This is a genomic window from Pseudomonas sp. Irchel s3f10 (assembly GCF_900187515.1).
Taxonomy (GTDB): Bacteria; Pseudomonadota; Gammaproteobacteria; order Pseudomonadales; family Pseudomonadaceae; genus Aquipseudomonas; species Aquipseudomonas tensinigenes.
This window is the reverse complement of sequence record NZ_FYDZ01000008.1, coordinates 1-15,863: the sequence shown is the minus strand read 5'-3', so window position 1 is coordinate 15,863 and position 15,863 is coordinate 1. Positions and strand designations below refer to the sequence as shown.

Here is a 15,863-nt window from a genome sequence, read left to right as displayed (position 1 = left end):
GGGCGGTTGACCCGGTGTGTTTGCCGTGAGTTCGATCGGATTTACACGTGACGCAAATTCCCTGTAGGAGCTGCCGAAGGCTGCGATCTTTTGATTTTGATCTTTTAAAAAGCAAGATCAAAAGATCGCAGCCTTCGGCAGCTCCTACAGGGGGATGTGGTGTTCTCAGGTGTTGCGTTGTGTCAGGGCGCGCTCCATGCGGGCGATGCCTTCTTCGAGCAACGAGCGCGGGCAGCCGAAGTTCAGGCGCACGAACTGCTGGTGTTGATCGCCGAAGTCCAGACCGGCGCTCAGCCCCACTTTGGCCTGCTCAAGAAAGAACTGCTGCGGATCGTCCAGATCCAGCGCCGAGCAATCCAGCCACGCCAGATAGGTGCCCTGCGGCACATTGATGGTCACGCCCGGCAAGCGGCTGCGCACCGCGTCAACCAGCCAGTCGCGGTTGGCCTGCAGGTAGGTTTTCAACTCGGTCAGCCATGGCCCGCCTTCGCTGTAGGCCGCGCGGGTGGCTTCCATGCCCAACGGGTTGACGCTGTCGACCATGCCGCAGCGGGCGTGGTTGACGCGCTCACGCAGGGCCGCATCTTGAATGATCATGAACGAGGTCTTCAGGCCGGCGATGTTGTAGGCCTTGCTCGCCGACATCAGGGTGATCGTGCGCTTGGCAATTTCCGGGCTAAGGGAGGCGGTCGGAATATGCACGCGACCGTCGAAGCACAGCTCGGCGTGGATTTCATCGGAGATGATCCATGCGTCCTGCGCCGCACAGATGTCGGCCACGGCTTGCAGTTCGTCACGGCCGAACACTTTGCCGATCGGGTTGTGCGGGTTGCTCAGCAACAGTGCGCCGCCACCGTTCAGCGACTCACGCAGTACGTCGAGCGGGGTGGCGTAGGTGCCGTCGGCTTGTGCGACGAACTCCAGCTCGACCTTGTTCAGCCCCCAATGGCCCGGCGCATGGCGCAGCGGCGGGTAGTTCGGGACTTGCACAACGACGTTCTGCTGTGGCTGCACCAGCGCTTTCAAAGCCATGTTGAAGCCTGATTCGACGCCCGGCAGGAAGATCAGCTCTTGCGGTTTGACCTTCCAGGAAAACTTGTTCCAGAGGTCGGCGACGATGGCTTCGCGCAGGTTCTCCTGAGGCACGCTGTAGCCCACCAACGGGTGCAGCAAACGTTGCTGTAAAGCCTCGATTACCACCGGTGGCGCGGCGAAATCCATATCAGCGACCCACATCGGCAACACATCGGCCGAATAGCGGCTCCACTTGGTGCTGCCGGTGTTGTGGCGGTCGAATAGCTGATCAAAATCGAAAGTCATGCGCGGTCTCGTGAAGGCGGGATTGGTCCTGCCGGCATGATAAACCTACAACCCGTGTAGGAGCTGCCGAAGGCTGCGATCTTTTGATTTTGTTTTTAAAGAGCAACATCAAAAGATCGCAGCCTTCGGCAGCTCCTACACAGATTCGTGTATTGCCCGACAAACGGCCGACGGTCGGTTTTCACACAGACTGTATGGTCATTGTCTACAGTGAAAATGTCGGCAGACGTTTGCCGCAACCGTGATTGTCCAGATAAAACCCGGCACAAGTACCGGGTTCCACCTGATCAGGAGTGCACGATGGATCTCAGCCGTCGTCAGTTCTTCAAGGTCGCCGGTATCGGCCTTGCAGGCTCGAGCCTGGGCGCGTTGGGCATGGCCCCGACGCAAGCCTTCGCCGAGCAGGTGCGCCACTTCAAGCTTGCCCACACCCATGAAACCCGCAACACCTGCCCGTATTGCTCGGTCGGTTGCGGGTTGATCATGTACAGCCAGGGCGATACCGCGAAGAACGTAGCGCAAAGCATCATTCACATTGAGGGCGACGCCGACCACCCGGTCAACCGTGGCACCCTCTGCCCGAAAGGCGCAGGCCTGCTCGACTTCATTCACAGCCCCGGCCGTTTGCTCTACCCGCAAACCCGCAAACCGGGCAGCAGCGAATGGACGCGGATCAGTTGGGACGAAGCGCTCGACCGCATCGCCGACCTGATGAAGACCGATCGCGACGCCAACTTCATCGAGAAAAATGCCAACGGGCAAACGGTGAATCGCTGGCTGAGCACCGGGTTCCTCGCGGCATCGGCGGCGTCCAACGAAGCCGGTTACATCACCCAGAAGGTGATTCGCAGTCTCGGCATGCTGGGGTTCGATAACCAGGCGCGTGTCTGACACGGCCCGACGGTGGCAAGTCTTGCCCCGACGTACGGCCGTGGTGCCATGACCAATACCTGGACCGATATCGCCAACGCGAATCTGATCCTGGTGATGGGCGGCAACGCAGCAGAAGCGCATCCGTGCGGCTTCAAATGGGTGACCGAGGCCAAGGCGCACAACGCTGCGCGGCTGATTGTGGTTGATCCGCGTTTTACCCGGACTGCTTCGGTGGCCGACTATTACGCGCCGATCCGCACCGGCACCGACATCGCCTTCATGGGCGGCTTGATCAATTACCTGCTGACCGAGGACAAGATTCAGCACGAGTACGTGCGTAACTACACCGACGTGTCGTTCATCGTCAAAGCCGGCTATGGCTTTGAAGACGGGATTTTCAGCGGCTACGACGTGGCCAAGCGCAGCTACACCGACAAGTCCGGCTGGGGTTACGAACTGGGCGAGGACGGTTTCGTCAGAGTCGACCCGACCCTGCAAGACCCGCGCTGCGTCTATCAATTGATGAAGCAGCATTACAGCCGCTACAACATCGACCTCGCCAGCCAGATCTGCGGCATGCCAGTCGATGCCATGCAGAAAATCTGGGAAGAGATCGCCACCTGCTCGATCCCGGGCAAGACCATGACGATTCTCTACGCCCTCGGCTGGACCCAGCACTCGATCGGCGCGCAGATCATCCGCAGCGCGGCGATGGTGCAACTGCTGCTGGGCAACGTCGGCATGCCCGGTGGCGGCGTCAACGCCTTGCGCGGTCACTCGAATATTCAGGGCCTGACTGATCTCGGCCTGCTTTCGAATGCGCTGCCGGGCTATCTGACCTTGGGTCAGGACAGCGAGCAGGACTACAACGCCTTCATCCATAAACGCACGCAAGTACCGCTGCGCCCGGGGCAACTGTCGTACTGGCAGAACTACAGCAAATTCCACGTCAGCCTGATGAAGTCGTGGTACGGCGCCAACGCCACCGTCGAGAACAATTGGTGCTACGACCATTTGCCGAAACTCGACATCCCCAACTACGACGTCCTGAAGATGTTCGACCTGATGAGCCAGGGCAAGGTCAACGGCTACTTCTGCCAAGGCTTCAACCCGATCGCCGCGCTGCCGGACAAGAACCGCGTGATGGGCGCACTGGCCAAGCTGAAATGGCTGGTGGTGATGGATCCGCTGGCCACCGAAACCTCGGAGTTCTGGCACAACGTCGGGCCGTACAACGATGTGAAAACCGACGAAATCCAGACCGAAGTCATTCGCCTGCCGACCACCTGTTTTGCCGAAGAGGACGGCTCGCTGGTCAACAGCAGTCGCTGGCTGCAATGGCACTGGAAGGGTGCCGACGGCCCCGGCGAAGCGCAGACCGACATTCGCATCATGAGCGAATTGTTCCTGCGCCTGCGCAAACGCTATCAGGCCGAGGGCGGCAAATTCCCCGATCCGCTGCTGAAACTGACGTGGCCGTACAAGATCCCGGACGAGCCTTCGCCGGAAGAACTGGCCAAGGAAATCAACGGCAGCGCTGTCGCCGATTTCACCGATGCCGCAGGCGTTGCGGTCAAGGCCGGCTCGCAACTGGCCGGGTTTGGCTTGCTCAAGGATGACGGCAGCACCGCGTCCGGTTGCTGGATCTTCGCCGGCAGCTGGACCGAGGCCGGCAACCAGATGGCCCGCCGCGACAACAGCGATCCGTTCGGCATGCACCAGCATCTCGGCTGGGCGTGGGCCTGGCCGGCCAACCGGCGGATTCTCTACAACCGCGCTTCGGCGGACGTCGCCGGCAAACCGTGGGATCCGAAAAAACGTCTGGTCTGGTGGAACGGCAAAGCCTGGGGCGGCACCGATGTGCCGGACTACAAAGCCGACGTGCCGCCAGAGGTGGGGATGAACCCGTTCATCATGAACCCCGAAGGCGTCGCGCGGTTCTTCGCCGTCGACAAGATGAACGAGGGGCCATTCCCCGAGCACTACGAGCCGTTTGAAACGCCGATCGGCATCAACCCGCTGCACCCGCAAAACAAGAAAGCCACCAGCAACCCGGCGGCGCGGATCTTCGATTCGGTCTGGGAAACCCTCGGCGAAGCCAAGGATTTCCCGTACGCCGGCACCAGTTACCGACTCACAGAGCATTTCCACTTCTGGAGCAAGCACTGCAAGTTGAACGCAATTGCCCAGCCCGAGCAGTTCGTCGAAATCGGCGAAGTGCTGGCGAAAGAGAAGGGCATTGCTGCCGGAGATCGGGTGCGGGTCAGTTGCAAACGCGGCTTTATCGAAGCGGTGGCGGTGGTGACGAAAAGGATCCGGCCGCTGCAGGTCAACGGCCAGGTCGTGCATCAGATCGGCATCCCGCTGCACTGGGGTTTCACCGGCCTGACGCGTCACGGTTATTTGACCAACACCCTGGTGCCGTTCCTCGGCGATGGCAATACCCAGACCCCGGAATCCAAGTCATTCCTGGTCAACGTGGAGAAACTGTAAATGGCCAGCCAAGACATTATTGCCCGCTCGGCCACCACGACTGTGCCGCCGTCGGTGAGGAATCAGGAGGCAGTTGCCAAGCTGATCGACACCACCAAATGCATCGGCTGCAAGGCCTGTCAGGTCGCCTGCTCGGAATGGAACGAGCTGCGCGACGAGGTCGGCCACAACCACGGCACCTACGACAACCCGCAAGACTTGAGCGCGGAAACCTGGACGTTGATGCGCTTCACCGAGCACGAAACCGACGCCGGCAACCTCGAATGGCTGATCCGCAAGGACGGCTGCATGCACTGCGCCGAGCCCGGTTGTCTGGCGGCGTGCCCTAGCCCCGGCGCGATCATCAAGCACGCCAACGGCATCGTCGATTTCGATCAGGATCACTGCATCGGTTGCGGCTATTGCATCACCGGTTGCCCGTTCAACATTCCGCGCATTTCGCAGAAGGATCACAAGGCCTACAAATGCACCCTGTGTTCGGATCGCGTAGCGGTAGGGCTGGAACCGGCCTGCGTGAAAACCTGCCCGACCGGCGCCATCGTTTTCGGCACCAAGGAAGACATGAAGGAACACGCTGCCGAACGCATCGTCGACCTGAAAAGCCGTGGCTTCGAAAACGCTGGTCTGTATGACCCGGCCGGTGTTGGCGGCACGCATGTGATGTACGTGCTGCACCACGCCGATACGCCGACGATCTACGCCAACCTGCCGCAGGATCCGGCGATCAGTCCGTTGGTGGGGTTGTGGAAAGGCATCAGCAAACCTCTGGGCCTGTTGGCCATGGGCGCGGCGGTATTGGCCGGGTTCTTCCATTACGTGCGCATCGGCCCGAATCGGGTTGAAGAGGATGAGCATCCGGCGGCGCCCGACACCTCGGTGCACGTCGTCGATCCGGCGGTGCACACCTTCGATCCACGCGGGGAGGACCGGCCATGAGCAACAAGACGATCCTGCGTTACACCGCCAACCAGCGCACCAATCACTGGCTGGTGGCGATCCTTTTTTTCATGGCCGGGCTGTCCGGGCTGGCGTTGTTTCATCCGTCGCTGTTCTGGCTGAGCAACCTGTTCGGCGGCGGGCCGTGGACGCGGATTCTGCATCCGTACATGGGCATCGCCATGTTCGTGTTGTTCCTTGGCTTGGTGTTCAGCTTCTGGCGCAGCAATTTCTTCATCGCCAATGACCGGCGGTGGCTGCGGCGGATTAATCGGGTGATGGTCAACGATGAAGAAAGCGTGCCGCCGGTGGGCAAATACAACGCCGGGCAGAAGCTGCTGTTCTGGACTTTACTGCTGTGCATGCTCGGTTTGCTGTTCACCGGGCTGGTGATCTGGCGCGCCTGGTTCAGTGCGTATTTCGGCATTACGGTGATTCGCTGGGCGATGCTGCTGCATGCGCTGGCCGGGTTCATTCTGGTGCTGAGCATCATCGTCCACATCTACGCCGGGCTGTGGATCAAGGGTTCGGTGGACGCGATGATGCACGGCTGGGTCAGCCGCGCCTGGGCGAAGAAACACCATGAACTCTGGTATCGCGACATCACCCGCGACGAACGCCAACCGGACGTGCCGGAGCGACCGATCACCAAAAAGGGCTGACTTTTGCCAACCATTCTTGAACCTGGGGAAATCGAAGCGGCGGCGAGTTCGCCGCCGTTTCTGCATCTGCCGCCGCCTAACCTGTTTGCGCTGCGGGCCGCTCGACTGGAACAACTGGCCGAGGGGCATGCGCTGGCTGAGTACCTGCGGCTGATTGCCGGGTTGTGCCGGGTGCAGCAGCAGGTGTTTGACGATCCACCGCTGACAGCGCCGTTTGATCAGCAACGGATTGAAGCTTGTCAGCAGCATGGCTTGCCGCCGTTTGCTGCCGACACGTTGGTGCGCGAAGAAGGTTGGCAGGCTTACCTTGAGGCTTTGCTGCAACGTTACGAACCTGATGAACAGCCCGCCGTCATTGAGGCGGTGACAACGTTGCGGGTCGCCAGTCCCGGACAGTTACGTGCATGGGCCGTGGCGTTGGTCAGCGGTCAATATTCGCTGGTGCCGGCGCAATTGGTGCCGTTTCTTGGCGCGGCGCTGCAAGTGGCGTGGAGTCACTGGCTGCTCAGCGCACCGAATCTGCAACTCAAACCGGGTGACAGCCTCAGCCAATGCCCGGCCTGTGGTTCACCGGCGATGGCCGGGGTCATCCGCCATCGCGGCAAGCACAACGGTTTGCGTTATCTGGTGTGTTCGTTGTGTGCCTGCGAATGGCATGTGGTGCGGGTCAAGTGCGTGTATTGCGAGTCGAGCAAGGGTCTGGATTATCTGAGCCTTGAAGACGATCGCCATGCTGCCAATCAGGCGCCGTTAAGGGCGGAAGTCTGTCCGGGCTGTAACAGTTATCTGAAACTGGTGTATCTGGAAAACGATGCCGACGCCGAGGCGTTGTCAGCGGACCTGGGCAGTTTGTTGCTGGACATGCGTCTGGCGCAGGACGGCTATCAGCGCTTGGCACCGAACTTGTTGCTAGCACCCGGAGACGAGTGAACGAAGGGTCTACACTCTTGTTTTTCACTGCGGGGCCGCAGTGATCTGTCTCCAGGAGTGGCTGATGTCCCTGCGGTTACCTTCCATTGATGGTGTGTTGCGTCACCCGGCGTGTGCGCCGTTACTTGAGCGTCATGGGCGTGAATCGCTGCTGGCGGGTTTGCGCCAGTTACTCGATGAGTTGCGCCCGAGCGTGTTGAACGGGCAATTGTCAGCCGTCGAAATAAGTCCCGAAGTGCTCGCCGGCCGCGTCGGTGAACGTCTGGCCCAGCAGCAGCGCAGCAACGTGCGCCGAGTGTTCAACCTCACCGGCACGGTGCTGCACACCAACCTCGGTCGCGCCCTGTTGCCCGAAGAAGCCATCGTAGCGGTGCAAATGGCAGCGCGTTACCCGCTCAACCTAGAATTCGATCTGGCCAGCGGCAAACGCGGTGATCGCGATGACCTCATCGAAGGCCTGATCCGCGAGCTGACCGGCGCCGAAGCCGTCACCGTGGTCAACAACAATGCCGCCGCCGTGCTGCTGACGCTCAACAGCCTGGGCGCGCGCAAGGAAGGCATCATTTCCCGTGGCGAGCTGATCGAAATCGGCGGCGCCTTCCGCATTCCCGACATCATGGCCCGCGCCGGTGTGCGCCTGCACGAAGTCGGCACGACCAATCGCACCCATGCCCGCGACTACGAAGCGGCGATCAGCCCACGAAGCGGTTTGATCATGCGTGTGCATGCGAGCAACTACAGCGTCGAGGGTTTTACCGCGCGGGTGCCGACTGCGGAACTGGCGGAGTTGGCCCATCGACATGGTCTGCCGTTGCTGGAAGATCTGGGCAGCGGCAGTCTTTTGGACTTGACCCGTTGGGGTTTGCCGGCAGAGCCGACCGTGCGCCAGGCGCTGTTGGATGGTGCGGATATCGTCACGTTCAGCGGCGACAAATTGCTCGGCGGCCCGCAGGCCGGGTTGATCGTCGGGCGCAAAGAGCTGATCGCGAAGATCAAGAAAAACCCGCTGAAACGCGCGCTGCGGGTGGACAAGTTGACCCTCGCCGCGCTGGAGGCGGTGCTGGGTTTGTATCGCAATCCGGATCGACTGGCTGAACGTTTGCCGAGTTTGCGTCTGTTGACTCGCCCGCAAGCTGACATCTTCGCCCAGGCTTCACGGCTGCAACCGGCGTTGGCTGAAGTCTTGGGTTCGCTGTGGCAGGTCAGTGCAGTCGAGGCCTTGGGCATGATCGGCAGCGGCAGCCAACCGGTCGCGCGTTTGCCGAGTGCGGCATTGTGTATGCGCCCGCAAGTCTCCAAGCGTTTGCGCGGGCGTTGCCTGCTGAATCTGGAAGCGGCGTTGCGGGCCTTACCGATCCCGGTGCTTGGGCGGATTGACGACGATGCGCTGTGGCTGGATTTGCGTCAGCTCGACGATGAACCAGCGTGGCTCGGGCAATTGCCGCACCTGCAGGTCGAGCCGTGATTGTCGGCACGGCGGGGCACATCGACCACGGCAAGACGTCGCTGCTGCAGGCCCTGACCGGACAAACCGGCGACCGCCGCACGCAGGAACGCGAACGCGGCATGACCATCGACCTTGGCTATCTCTATGCCGAACTGCAACCGGGCGCGGGGCTGACCGGGTTTATCGACGTCCCCGGCCACGAGAAATTCACCCACAACATGCTCGCCGGCGCCCAGGGCATTGATCTGGTGTTGCTGGTGGTCGCGGCGGACGACGGCGTGATGCCGCAGACCCGTGAACATCTGGCGATTGTTGAATTGCTCGGCATTCCCCGCGCCTTGGTGGCGATCACCAAATGCGACCGCGTTCAGGCGGGCAGGTTGGAAGAGGTACAGCGCCAGATTCTCGATCTGCTGGAACCGGGGCCGTTTGCCGGAGCGCCGCTATTCACGGCGTCGAGCCTGAGCGGGCAGGGTATCGATGAGTTGCGCCTGGCGTTGCTGCAAACGCAACGAGAAGTGCAGCAACGTAGTCGCGAAGGCGGATTTCGCCTGGCCATCGACCGCGCGTTCAGTGTTGCCGGCGCGGGAATCGTGGTCACCGGGACGGCGTTGTCAGGTGCGATTGCTGTCGGCGACAAACTCACCCTCGGGCCTTGCGGGAAAACCGTGCGAGTGCGCGGCTTGCACGCGCAGAATCAACCCGCCGAACACGCCTTCGCCGGGCAACGAGTGGCGTTGAACCTGAGCGGCGAACGCCTTGAACTGGCGCAAATCCATCGCGGCCATTGGTTGCTGAGCGAGTGGCTGCACGCGCCGACGCAACGGGTCGACATCGACTTTCAACTGCTGCCCGGCGAGCGCACTTTCGAACACTTTCACCCGGTGCACGTGCACCTCGGCACGCAGGATGTCATCGCACGGGTAGCGTTGCTCGAAGGCCCGCGCCTAAGTCCCGGCGAGCGCATGTTCGCGCAACTGTTAATCAACGCGCCGGTGCACGCGGTGAGGGGCGATCGGCTGATCCTGCGCGATCAGAGCGCGCAGCGCACCTTGGGCGGTGGCCAGGTACTCGATCCCTTCGCCCCGGCGCGACAACGCCGCAGCCCTGAACGTCTGACACAACTGCGCACCTTGGCTTCTGGCGACGAACTTGAACAAGTCTTGCCCGTGCTGCTCAACTACAGCGCCGGCGGCCTTGATCCGCAGCGGCTGGAACGCCAGTTCAATCGCCCGCGCGCGTCCTGGTCGTTAGCGGAAAACGTGCGCCTGATCGACACCCGCCAAGGTCCGGTGCTGTTCAACGTGCAACGCTGGTCGCAACTGAAGTTCACCCTGCTGGAACAACTCGCGCAGTTTCATGAGCAGGAGCCCGACCAGATGGGCCCCGACCGTGATCGCCTGCGCCGCTTCAGTGGTCTGGCGCTGGAGCGTGCGACGTTTGTGAGTTTGCTGGATGAATTGCTGACGGCCGGATCGATCCAGGCGAGCGGCCCATGGCTGCATTTGCCGCATCATCAGGTGCGTCTGAATGCCGAGGACGAAAGCCTCTGGCGGCAGCTGCAACCGTTGTTCGAAAACGCCGGATTCGACCCGCCGTGGGTGCGCGACGTCGCGAAAATGCTTGGCCAGGACGACGCCGTCGTACGCCTGCTACTGCGCAAACTGGCGCGGCTCGGTTGGATGCATCAAGTCGTGCGCGATCTGTTCCTGAGTGACGTACAACTGCGCCAAATGGCGAACGTGCTACTCAAACTCGCCAAGGAAAATCCGCAGATCCAGGTGACAACCTTCCGCGATGCGCTAGGCTTGGGACGCAAACGCTGTATTCAGTACCTCGAATATTTCGACCGCGTCGGCCTGACCCGACGCCTCGGCGAATCCCGCCAGATCCGCCCCGACAACGCGCTGGCCAACGCCGACGCCCAATGAGTTAAAGGAAGGCAATCGCGCCCGGTGGCGCGGCCGGGCTTCAAACCCGGTTGGGGACGGCATCCGTTCCCGGGCAGGTTCGACTCCGGCTGCCTTCCGCCAGTTTTTACATGAGTGAAAATTTGGAACTTGCAAAAGTTACTTGCTGAATATTAGTGTTGCACTTCAGAAAAGTGCTTCCTGATTAATCTGTAGTAATTTATCAGCACCCTTCTTCAAGTAGTCGTTCTACTTGAGATTTATACCTGTCTTGAATTTCAGCCGCGTGCAACGCGTGTGCGTGTTTGTCGATCCCTGCGGAAAGATTGTTTTCGTGAAAGCGATGTAAATGAGATATAGAATTCAAATAGACGGGCATAGCGCCACTTAGAATAAATCTTACAAATAGATCAAGATCCTCAGCCATTTTAAGGTGCTCTAGGTAGCCGCCGACCTTTTGAAATAGTTCCTTCTTAAATAGTACGCTGTGTTGGATGTAATGACTTCCCCTGAAAATGGCAGCAAGCAAGTCTAGTTTTGACTTGAATTGCCAGGCGTAATAGTCGTAATTCGACTTGTATCGGAGGTTGCTATCAACGCAAATAAAGCCGGAAACAAACCACTTTGTATCTTTGTGTTCTAATGCAGTCTGCGCGAAATTGTAGATGGTTCTTTACAAAATTAAATCGTCACCATCTAGCACAAAAATAAAATCCCCGGAAGATCTTTGTATTGCGATATTTCTACCAGCTGAAGGACCTATATTGTATGTTCCACTAATGAATGTAATGTCGGGGCGCATTTTGGATTCTATGACTTCCCGAGTACCATCTGTCGATGCGTCATCATAAATGACATGTTCAACTTTAATGGCAAGCGGCTCTAGTCGAAGCATTTGAACGCTATTTATGCAGTCTTCAATATAGTCTTTGCAATTGTATGTCGTTGTGATGATTGAGATTTTCATTTTTTTTAATGATCTCCTTGAAAAGCCTCTCGTATTTTTCAATCATTATCTCTTTGGTGAAGTTGCGTTCAAATCGCTGCCGGCAAGCTAATCTCATTTTCAAGTAATCTTTCTCTGGCATTGCGTTGATCCTCTGAACGGCCTCCTCAAGCCCTTCGACACCCTTTTTTTTGATTATCCAATTACCTTCTACATTTCCATCTTCGGGACTGACCAAAAAACCGGTGACCCCATCGTCAATGATTTCGGGTAGAGAACCGATTGCGTAGCCTATGATCGGCGTGCCGCATGCTAGCGACTCTGCAAGAACCAGCCCGAATGGTTCGTTCCATCGACACGGGAAGATAAAAAGCTTCGAATCGGCGACCGCTCGCGCAATTGTTTTTTGTGGTACATGGCCGTGCAAACGAATTGTATCGCCTTGGTCCAATATAAAATTCAACAGCGATTGCTCGTTGGTAGTTCCGAAGATGTCCAGTTTCATATTAAATTTTCTGCTGACGATTGCGGCTGTATCAGTTCCTTTTTCGCTGTTGACTCTCCCAACAAATACCATGTTTGGATATTTATTTTTTTCTTGAAAAGGGAATGCTTTTGCGTTAATCCCGTTATAAATCACCTGATCAAATCTGATGAAATCACAGTTTTTCTCTTGGGATTGAGAAATGGCCACATAATGGTTGGGTTTAATTATTTTTTGGGGCCATATCCTCTCGAATTTCCAAGCGCCCGCGCCGTGATAAGCACTTACAATTGGTGTATCTATTAGGTTTGCAAAAAAACCCGAATCAAAGGTATGAAATGAAAAGATGATTTCATATTTCTCAGTTTTGTTTTTTTCAAAGCAGAACGAGGTCAGGATCTCATCATAAGCTTTGTAGTCAAACTGATTGGGCAATAACTCATATTTCATTGAGCATTGATCCCAAATGCTTTCTAATTTGGCGCTAGTTGTTGAGTCGCCACTTGCATACAGCGTCACATTGTGACCTTTTTCAACTAGCCCTTCAGAAATATTACTGATGACTTCATGTATTGATGTGCTCCAGCCTCGAGGTATTCCTGTATTTAGTGGTGGCGTGGGCATCGTATTTGAACTAATTATTGCGACTTTCATTGTTGTTTTACTCCATGAAATCTCAGAATTAGCAAGCGTGAGTGTTACATTGCAACCGTTCTATGGTGTGTTGCAGAGCGATATCGCTGTGGTTTTTCACGGAGCTAAAGCGGATATGTTTCATGCTTGTCACCTAGATAAAGTCAAGGCCCGCAATGGACATCAGATAACAAGCGGAAGCGTTTGGCCACTGTCAGATCTGACAGGTGAGGACGTTTGTTCGACGAACGGTAATGTTGAAGAGGGAAGATCTGGCTACTGGCGTCTTACCGAAGACTACGCCTAGGTCAGCAGTTGGCTCAAAGAGGATAATCGCCCTCATTGAAGACGGTATCCGTTCCAGGCAGGCTCGACTCCAGCTGCCTTCCGCCAGTTTGCCAAAAGCAAAAGATCGCAGCCTTCCGCGGCTCCTACACCGATTCATGTAGGAGCCGCGGAAGGCTGCGATCTTTTGATGCGCAATGCTGGAAAAACCTAGTCTGGCTCCGTTTAGTCACTTGGAGACACGTGTTGGCTGTGAGGCCGCCTTCGTCCGATCGCCGCTCGGAGCAAGCTCGGCTCCACAGGTTCGGAGTGTAAACACAGGTTTGTGATCGACCCCGATCCCTGTGGGAGCGGGCTTGCCCGCGAAGACGTCAGTAGTCACGGCGACTCATTCGGAATGCGTTATCGAGGCGCGCTACCGCGGCAACTCCAGATTATCCATCACCCGATTTACCGCCAGTTCGCCCAGCATTATCAGCTGTGCAATCCCCAACAAAGTACGACGCTGCGACGCTGGAATGAGATGGGCGAAGTCATGGGCGATGGTTCTGGCTGAAGCGAGTGTTTCGCTGGCATCGGCCAGCAGTTCTTCGTTTTTGAAGTCCGCGTTAACGGCGTACATCCGGCGGGTTTTGCGTGGCGGTGGGGTGGAGCCGGGTGGGCAGAGATAGTGGTCGAGGGCGCGGTCGGCGGCTTCGTGGAGTTTTTTTGAATCGAGGGATTCGTAGGGGGAGGTGGCGTCGGTTTCGGGCGGGTTTGGCGTTGGTTTGATCATGGTAAAGCTCCTTGAGAAATGGAGCCGTCAACCTTCGCTGCTAAACGAGGAGGTGGCGGCTTTTGCGCGGGTTAGCAGACCAGGCTCAAGGATCCCGGCGCACCGAAGTGCCCCACGCAAAGCCGCCATAACGTATTGGCGAAACTCGCGTGCCTTGAAATTTGCCGAGCTGCTAAACCCGATCGCTGATTCGTCAGCGACCGCACCACAATAGAACCCGACCCCAAGGCGCACAAGCCGGCGGATTCTGGCGTAGCTGTAGGCAAGGGCGCAAGAGTGTGTAGCCTGTAAGACGTATCTTCAGGTGTCTTTTAAACACTGGGCGGTTATCTTGGTGAAAACGTGGTCTGTCCCTGAAAGACCTGCTTGGTGAAAAACCGCTTCTGTGAAAAAGGAGAAGCGGTTTTTTGCGGCGCTGCTTTTAAACGGCTCAACGAACCAGTCGAACAGTGATGTCATCCATTTGATAATCGTTGCCGCCATCAGATCCGCCGCCGCCTCCTCGATCCTGATGGCTCATTATTTGAATCGTATAGTTCCCGCTCTGTGTGACGGAAAAGCTTCCTGACTGGGTGTACCATTGGCCGGTCCGGGGAACGCTGTAGGCCGCCAAGATTGATTGGCCAGATGAAAGCCTGACCGAAAAAATAGGGGGCATGTTATTTGACAGAGGGCTGAAGTTTCGGACTCGATAACTGAATGTGTAGGTATGCCCGACCACAAATCGAAATGATTGACTGAATAGTAAGCCAGAATGACCAGTAGCGCCGGTGGTGTCATTGTGAAAAAAACCATTGATTACGCGTCCTTGATAACCAGCTGGTCCTTTCACCCAGTTACCTGAGGTGCCGTTCGCAAAGTCTGTAAGGGAATCTGTCCACCTCTCTGCAGAAAAGCTGCGTACCACTGACTCGGGTTGCGCTCCGTAAAGTGCCCTGGCCTTGATGGGATGCGCGGTAATGCTCAGGCCGCTGAGGACTCTGCTCCAGTCGCCATTGGCATCGACTGGCACAACCGGAGTAATCGGCGTGGTGTTGTCGTAAAGCTGCACAGTCTGGTCAGGACTGGCCTTTCCGGTGACGGTGACGCTGGTGTCGAAGGTGGTGCCGCCCGGTGCGACCGTGCCTTTGGAATCAGTGATGTTGGTAATGGTGGGTGTCACCGTTTGCGCGATGGTGAAGCTGCGTACCACTGACTCGGGTTGCGCTCCGTAAAGTGCCTTGGCCTTGATGGGATGCGCGGCGATGCTCAAGCCGCTGAGGGCTCTGCTCCAGTCGCCATTGGCATCGACTGGCACAACCGGAGTAATCGGCGTGGTGTTGTCGTAAAGCTGCACAGTCTGGCCAGGACTGGCCTTGCCGGTGACGGTGACGCTGGTGTCGAAGGTGGTGCCGCCCGGTGCGACCGTGCCTTTGGAATCAGTGATGTTGGTGATGGTGGGTGTCACCGTTTGCGCGATGGTGAAGCTGCGTACCACTGACTCGGGTTGCGCTCCGTAAAGTGCCTTGGCCTTGATGGGATGCGCGGCAATGCTCAGGCCGCTGAGGACTCTGCTCCAGTCGCCATTGTCATCGACTGGCACAACCGGAGTAATCGGCGTGGTGTTGTCGTAAAGTTGCACAGTCTGGCCAGGACTGGCCTTGCCGGTGACGGTGACGCTGGTGTCGAAGGTGGTGCCGCCCGGTGCGACCGTGCCTTTGGAATCAGTGATGTTGGTAATGGTGGGTGTCACCGTTTGCGCGATGGTGAAGCTGCGTACCACTGACTCGGGTTGCGCTCCGTAAAGTGCCTTGGCCTTGATGGGATGCGCGGCAATGCTCAAGCCGCTGAGGGCTCTGCTCCAGTCGCCATTGGCATCGACTGGCACAACCGGAGTAATCGGCGTGGTGTTGTCGTAAAGCTGCACAGTCTGGTCAGGACTGGCCTTTCCGGTGACGGTGACGTTGGTGTCGAAGGTGGTGCCGTTGTCGGCAATTTCCTCTCCTGAGGAGTCGGTTACGGAGTCGATCATCGGGACCAGCATCACACCAATCAGTAATTCAAGCGTGGCCGAATATTCATGTCGTCCGTTCGAGGCGCGCAACACCGAATAACGCACTTTCACGTACTGCCCGATGTTCGACGTGACATATTCCTTGTCGACTCTGAAGCGCACAGGCTGGCCTTCAC

General features: G+C 57.7%; 10 protein-coding genes, 1 tRNA gene and 1 pseudogene. 7 read left to right on the top strand and 5 right to left on the bottom strand.

Annotation, left to right across the window (positions count from 1 at the left end; all coding sequences use genetic code 11):
• Window positions 1-165 precede the first annotated feature (165 nt).
• Window positions 166-1,320 carry a MalY/PatB family protein gene (locus CKW17_RS17870; protein ID WP_095120835.1) on the bottom strand — a complete coding sequence of 385 codons (1,155 nt, stop codon included), beginning with the start codon at window positions 1,318-1,320 and terminating at the stop codon, window positions 166-168.
• A 300-nt stretch (window positions 1,321-1,620) separates the two neighbouring features.
• Between CKW17_RS17870 and fdnG the strand changes: the two genes are divergently transcribed.
• The 7 genes from fdnG (at window position 1,621) to CKW17_RS17830 (ending at window position 10,694) form a co-directional block, all read left to right on the top strand.
• On the top strand, window positions 1,621-4,686 hold the full coding sequence (gene fdnG, locus CKW17_RS17860; RefSeq protein WP_141234577.1) for a formate dehydrogenase-N subunit alpha: 3,066 nt from the start codon (window positions 1,621-1,623) through the stop codon (window positions 4,684-4,686).
• Window positions 4,687-5,622, top strand: coding sequence for a formate dehydrogenase subunit beta (gene fdxH, locus CKW17_RS17855; RefSeq protein ID WP_095120832.1), 936 nt, complete (start codon window positions 4,687-4,689; stop codon window positions 5,620-5,622). It begins immediately after the preceding gene.
• On the top strand, window positions 5,619-6,284 hold the full coding sequence (locus CKW17_RS17850; RefSeq protein WP_095120831.1) for a formate dehydrogenase subunit gamma: 666 nt from the start codon (window positions 5,619-5,621) through the stop codon (window positions 6,282-6,284). The genes fdxH and CKW17_RS17850 overlap by 4 nt, the downstream gene beginning before the upstream one ends.
• A gap of 3 nt (window positions 6,285-6,287) precedes the next feature.
• Window positions 6,288-7,214: a formate dehydrogenase accessory protein FdhE gene (gene fdhE, locus CKW17_RS17845; protein ID WP_095120830.1), complete on the top strand. Its 927-nt coding sequence runs from the start codon at window positions 6,288-6,290 to the stop codon at window positions 7,212-7,214.
• A 61-nt stretch (window positions 7,215-7,275) separates the two neighbouring features.
• Window positions 7,276-8,679, top strand: a complete 1,404-nt coding sequence (gene selA / locus CKW17_RS17840; RefSeq protein WP_176470092.1) for an L-seryl-tRNA(Sec) selenium transferase — start codon at window positions 7,276-7,278, stop codon at window positions 8,677-8,679.
• The gene (gene selB / locus CKW17_RS17835; RefSeq protein ID WP_095120828.1) at window positions 8,676-10,592 is read left to right on the top strand and encodes a selenocysteine-specific translation elongation factor; all 1,917 of its coding nucleotides are present in this window, start codon (window positions 8,676-8,678) and stop codon (window positions 10,590-10,592) included. The genes selA and selB overlap by 4 nt, the downstream gene beginning before the upstream one ends.
• A gap of 6 nt (window positions 10,593-10,598) precedes the next feature.
• Window positions 10,599-10,694 (top strand) — tRNA-Sec (locus tag CKW17_RS17830).
• Between the two features lie 550 nt (window positions 10,695-11,244).
• Here the strand turns inward: CKW17_RS17830 and CKW17_RS30795 are convergent.
• The 4 genes and pseudogenes from CKW17_RS30795 to CKW17_RS30395 all read right to left on the bottom strand — a co-directional run.
• Complete coding sequence (locus CKW17_RS30795; RefSeq protein ID WP_095120827.1) at window positions 11,245-11,538, bottom strand: glycosyltransferase family 2 protein; 294 nt, start codon at window positions 11,536-11,538, stop codon at window positions 11,245-11,247.
• Entirely contained in the window at window positions 11,489-12,655 is a 1,167-nt protein-coding gene (locus CKW17_RS17820) for a glycosyltransferase (RefSeq protein ID WP_095120826.1), read from the bottom strand. The genes CKW17_RS30795 and CKW17_RS17820 overlap by 50 nt, the downstream gene beginning before the upstream one ends.
• 679 nt (window positions 12,656-13,334) lie before the next feature.
• On the bottom strand, window positions 13,335-13,694 hold the full coding sequence (locus CKW17_RS17815; RefSeq protein ID WP_095120825.1) for a DUF6124 family protein: 360 nt from the start codon (window positions 13,692-13,694) through the stop codon (window positions 13,335-13,337).
• Between the two features lie 430 nt (window positions 13,695-14,124).
• Window positions 14,125-15,863, bottom strand: a pseudogene (locus CKW17_RS30395) (Ig-like domain-containing protein); the annotation flags it as partial.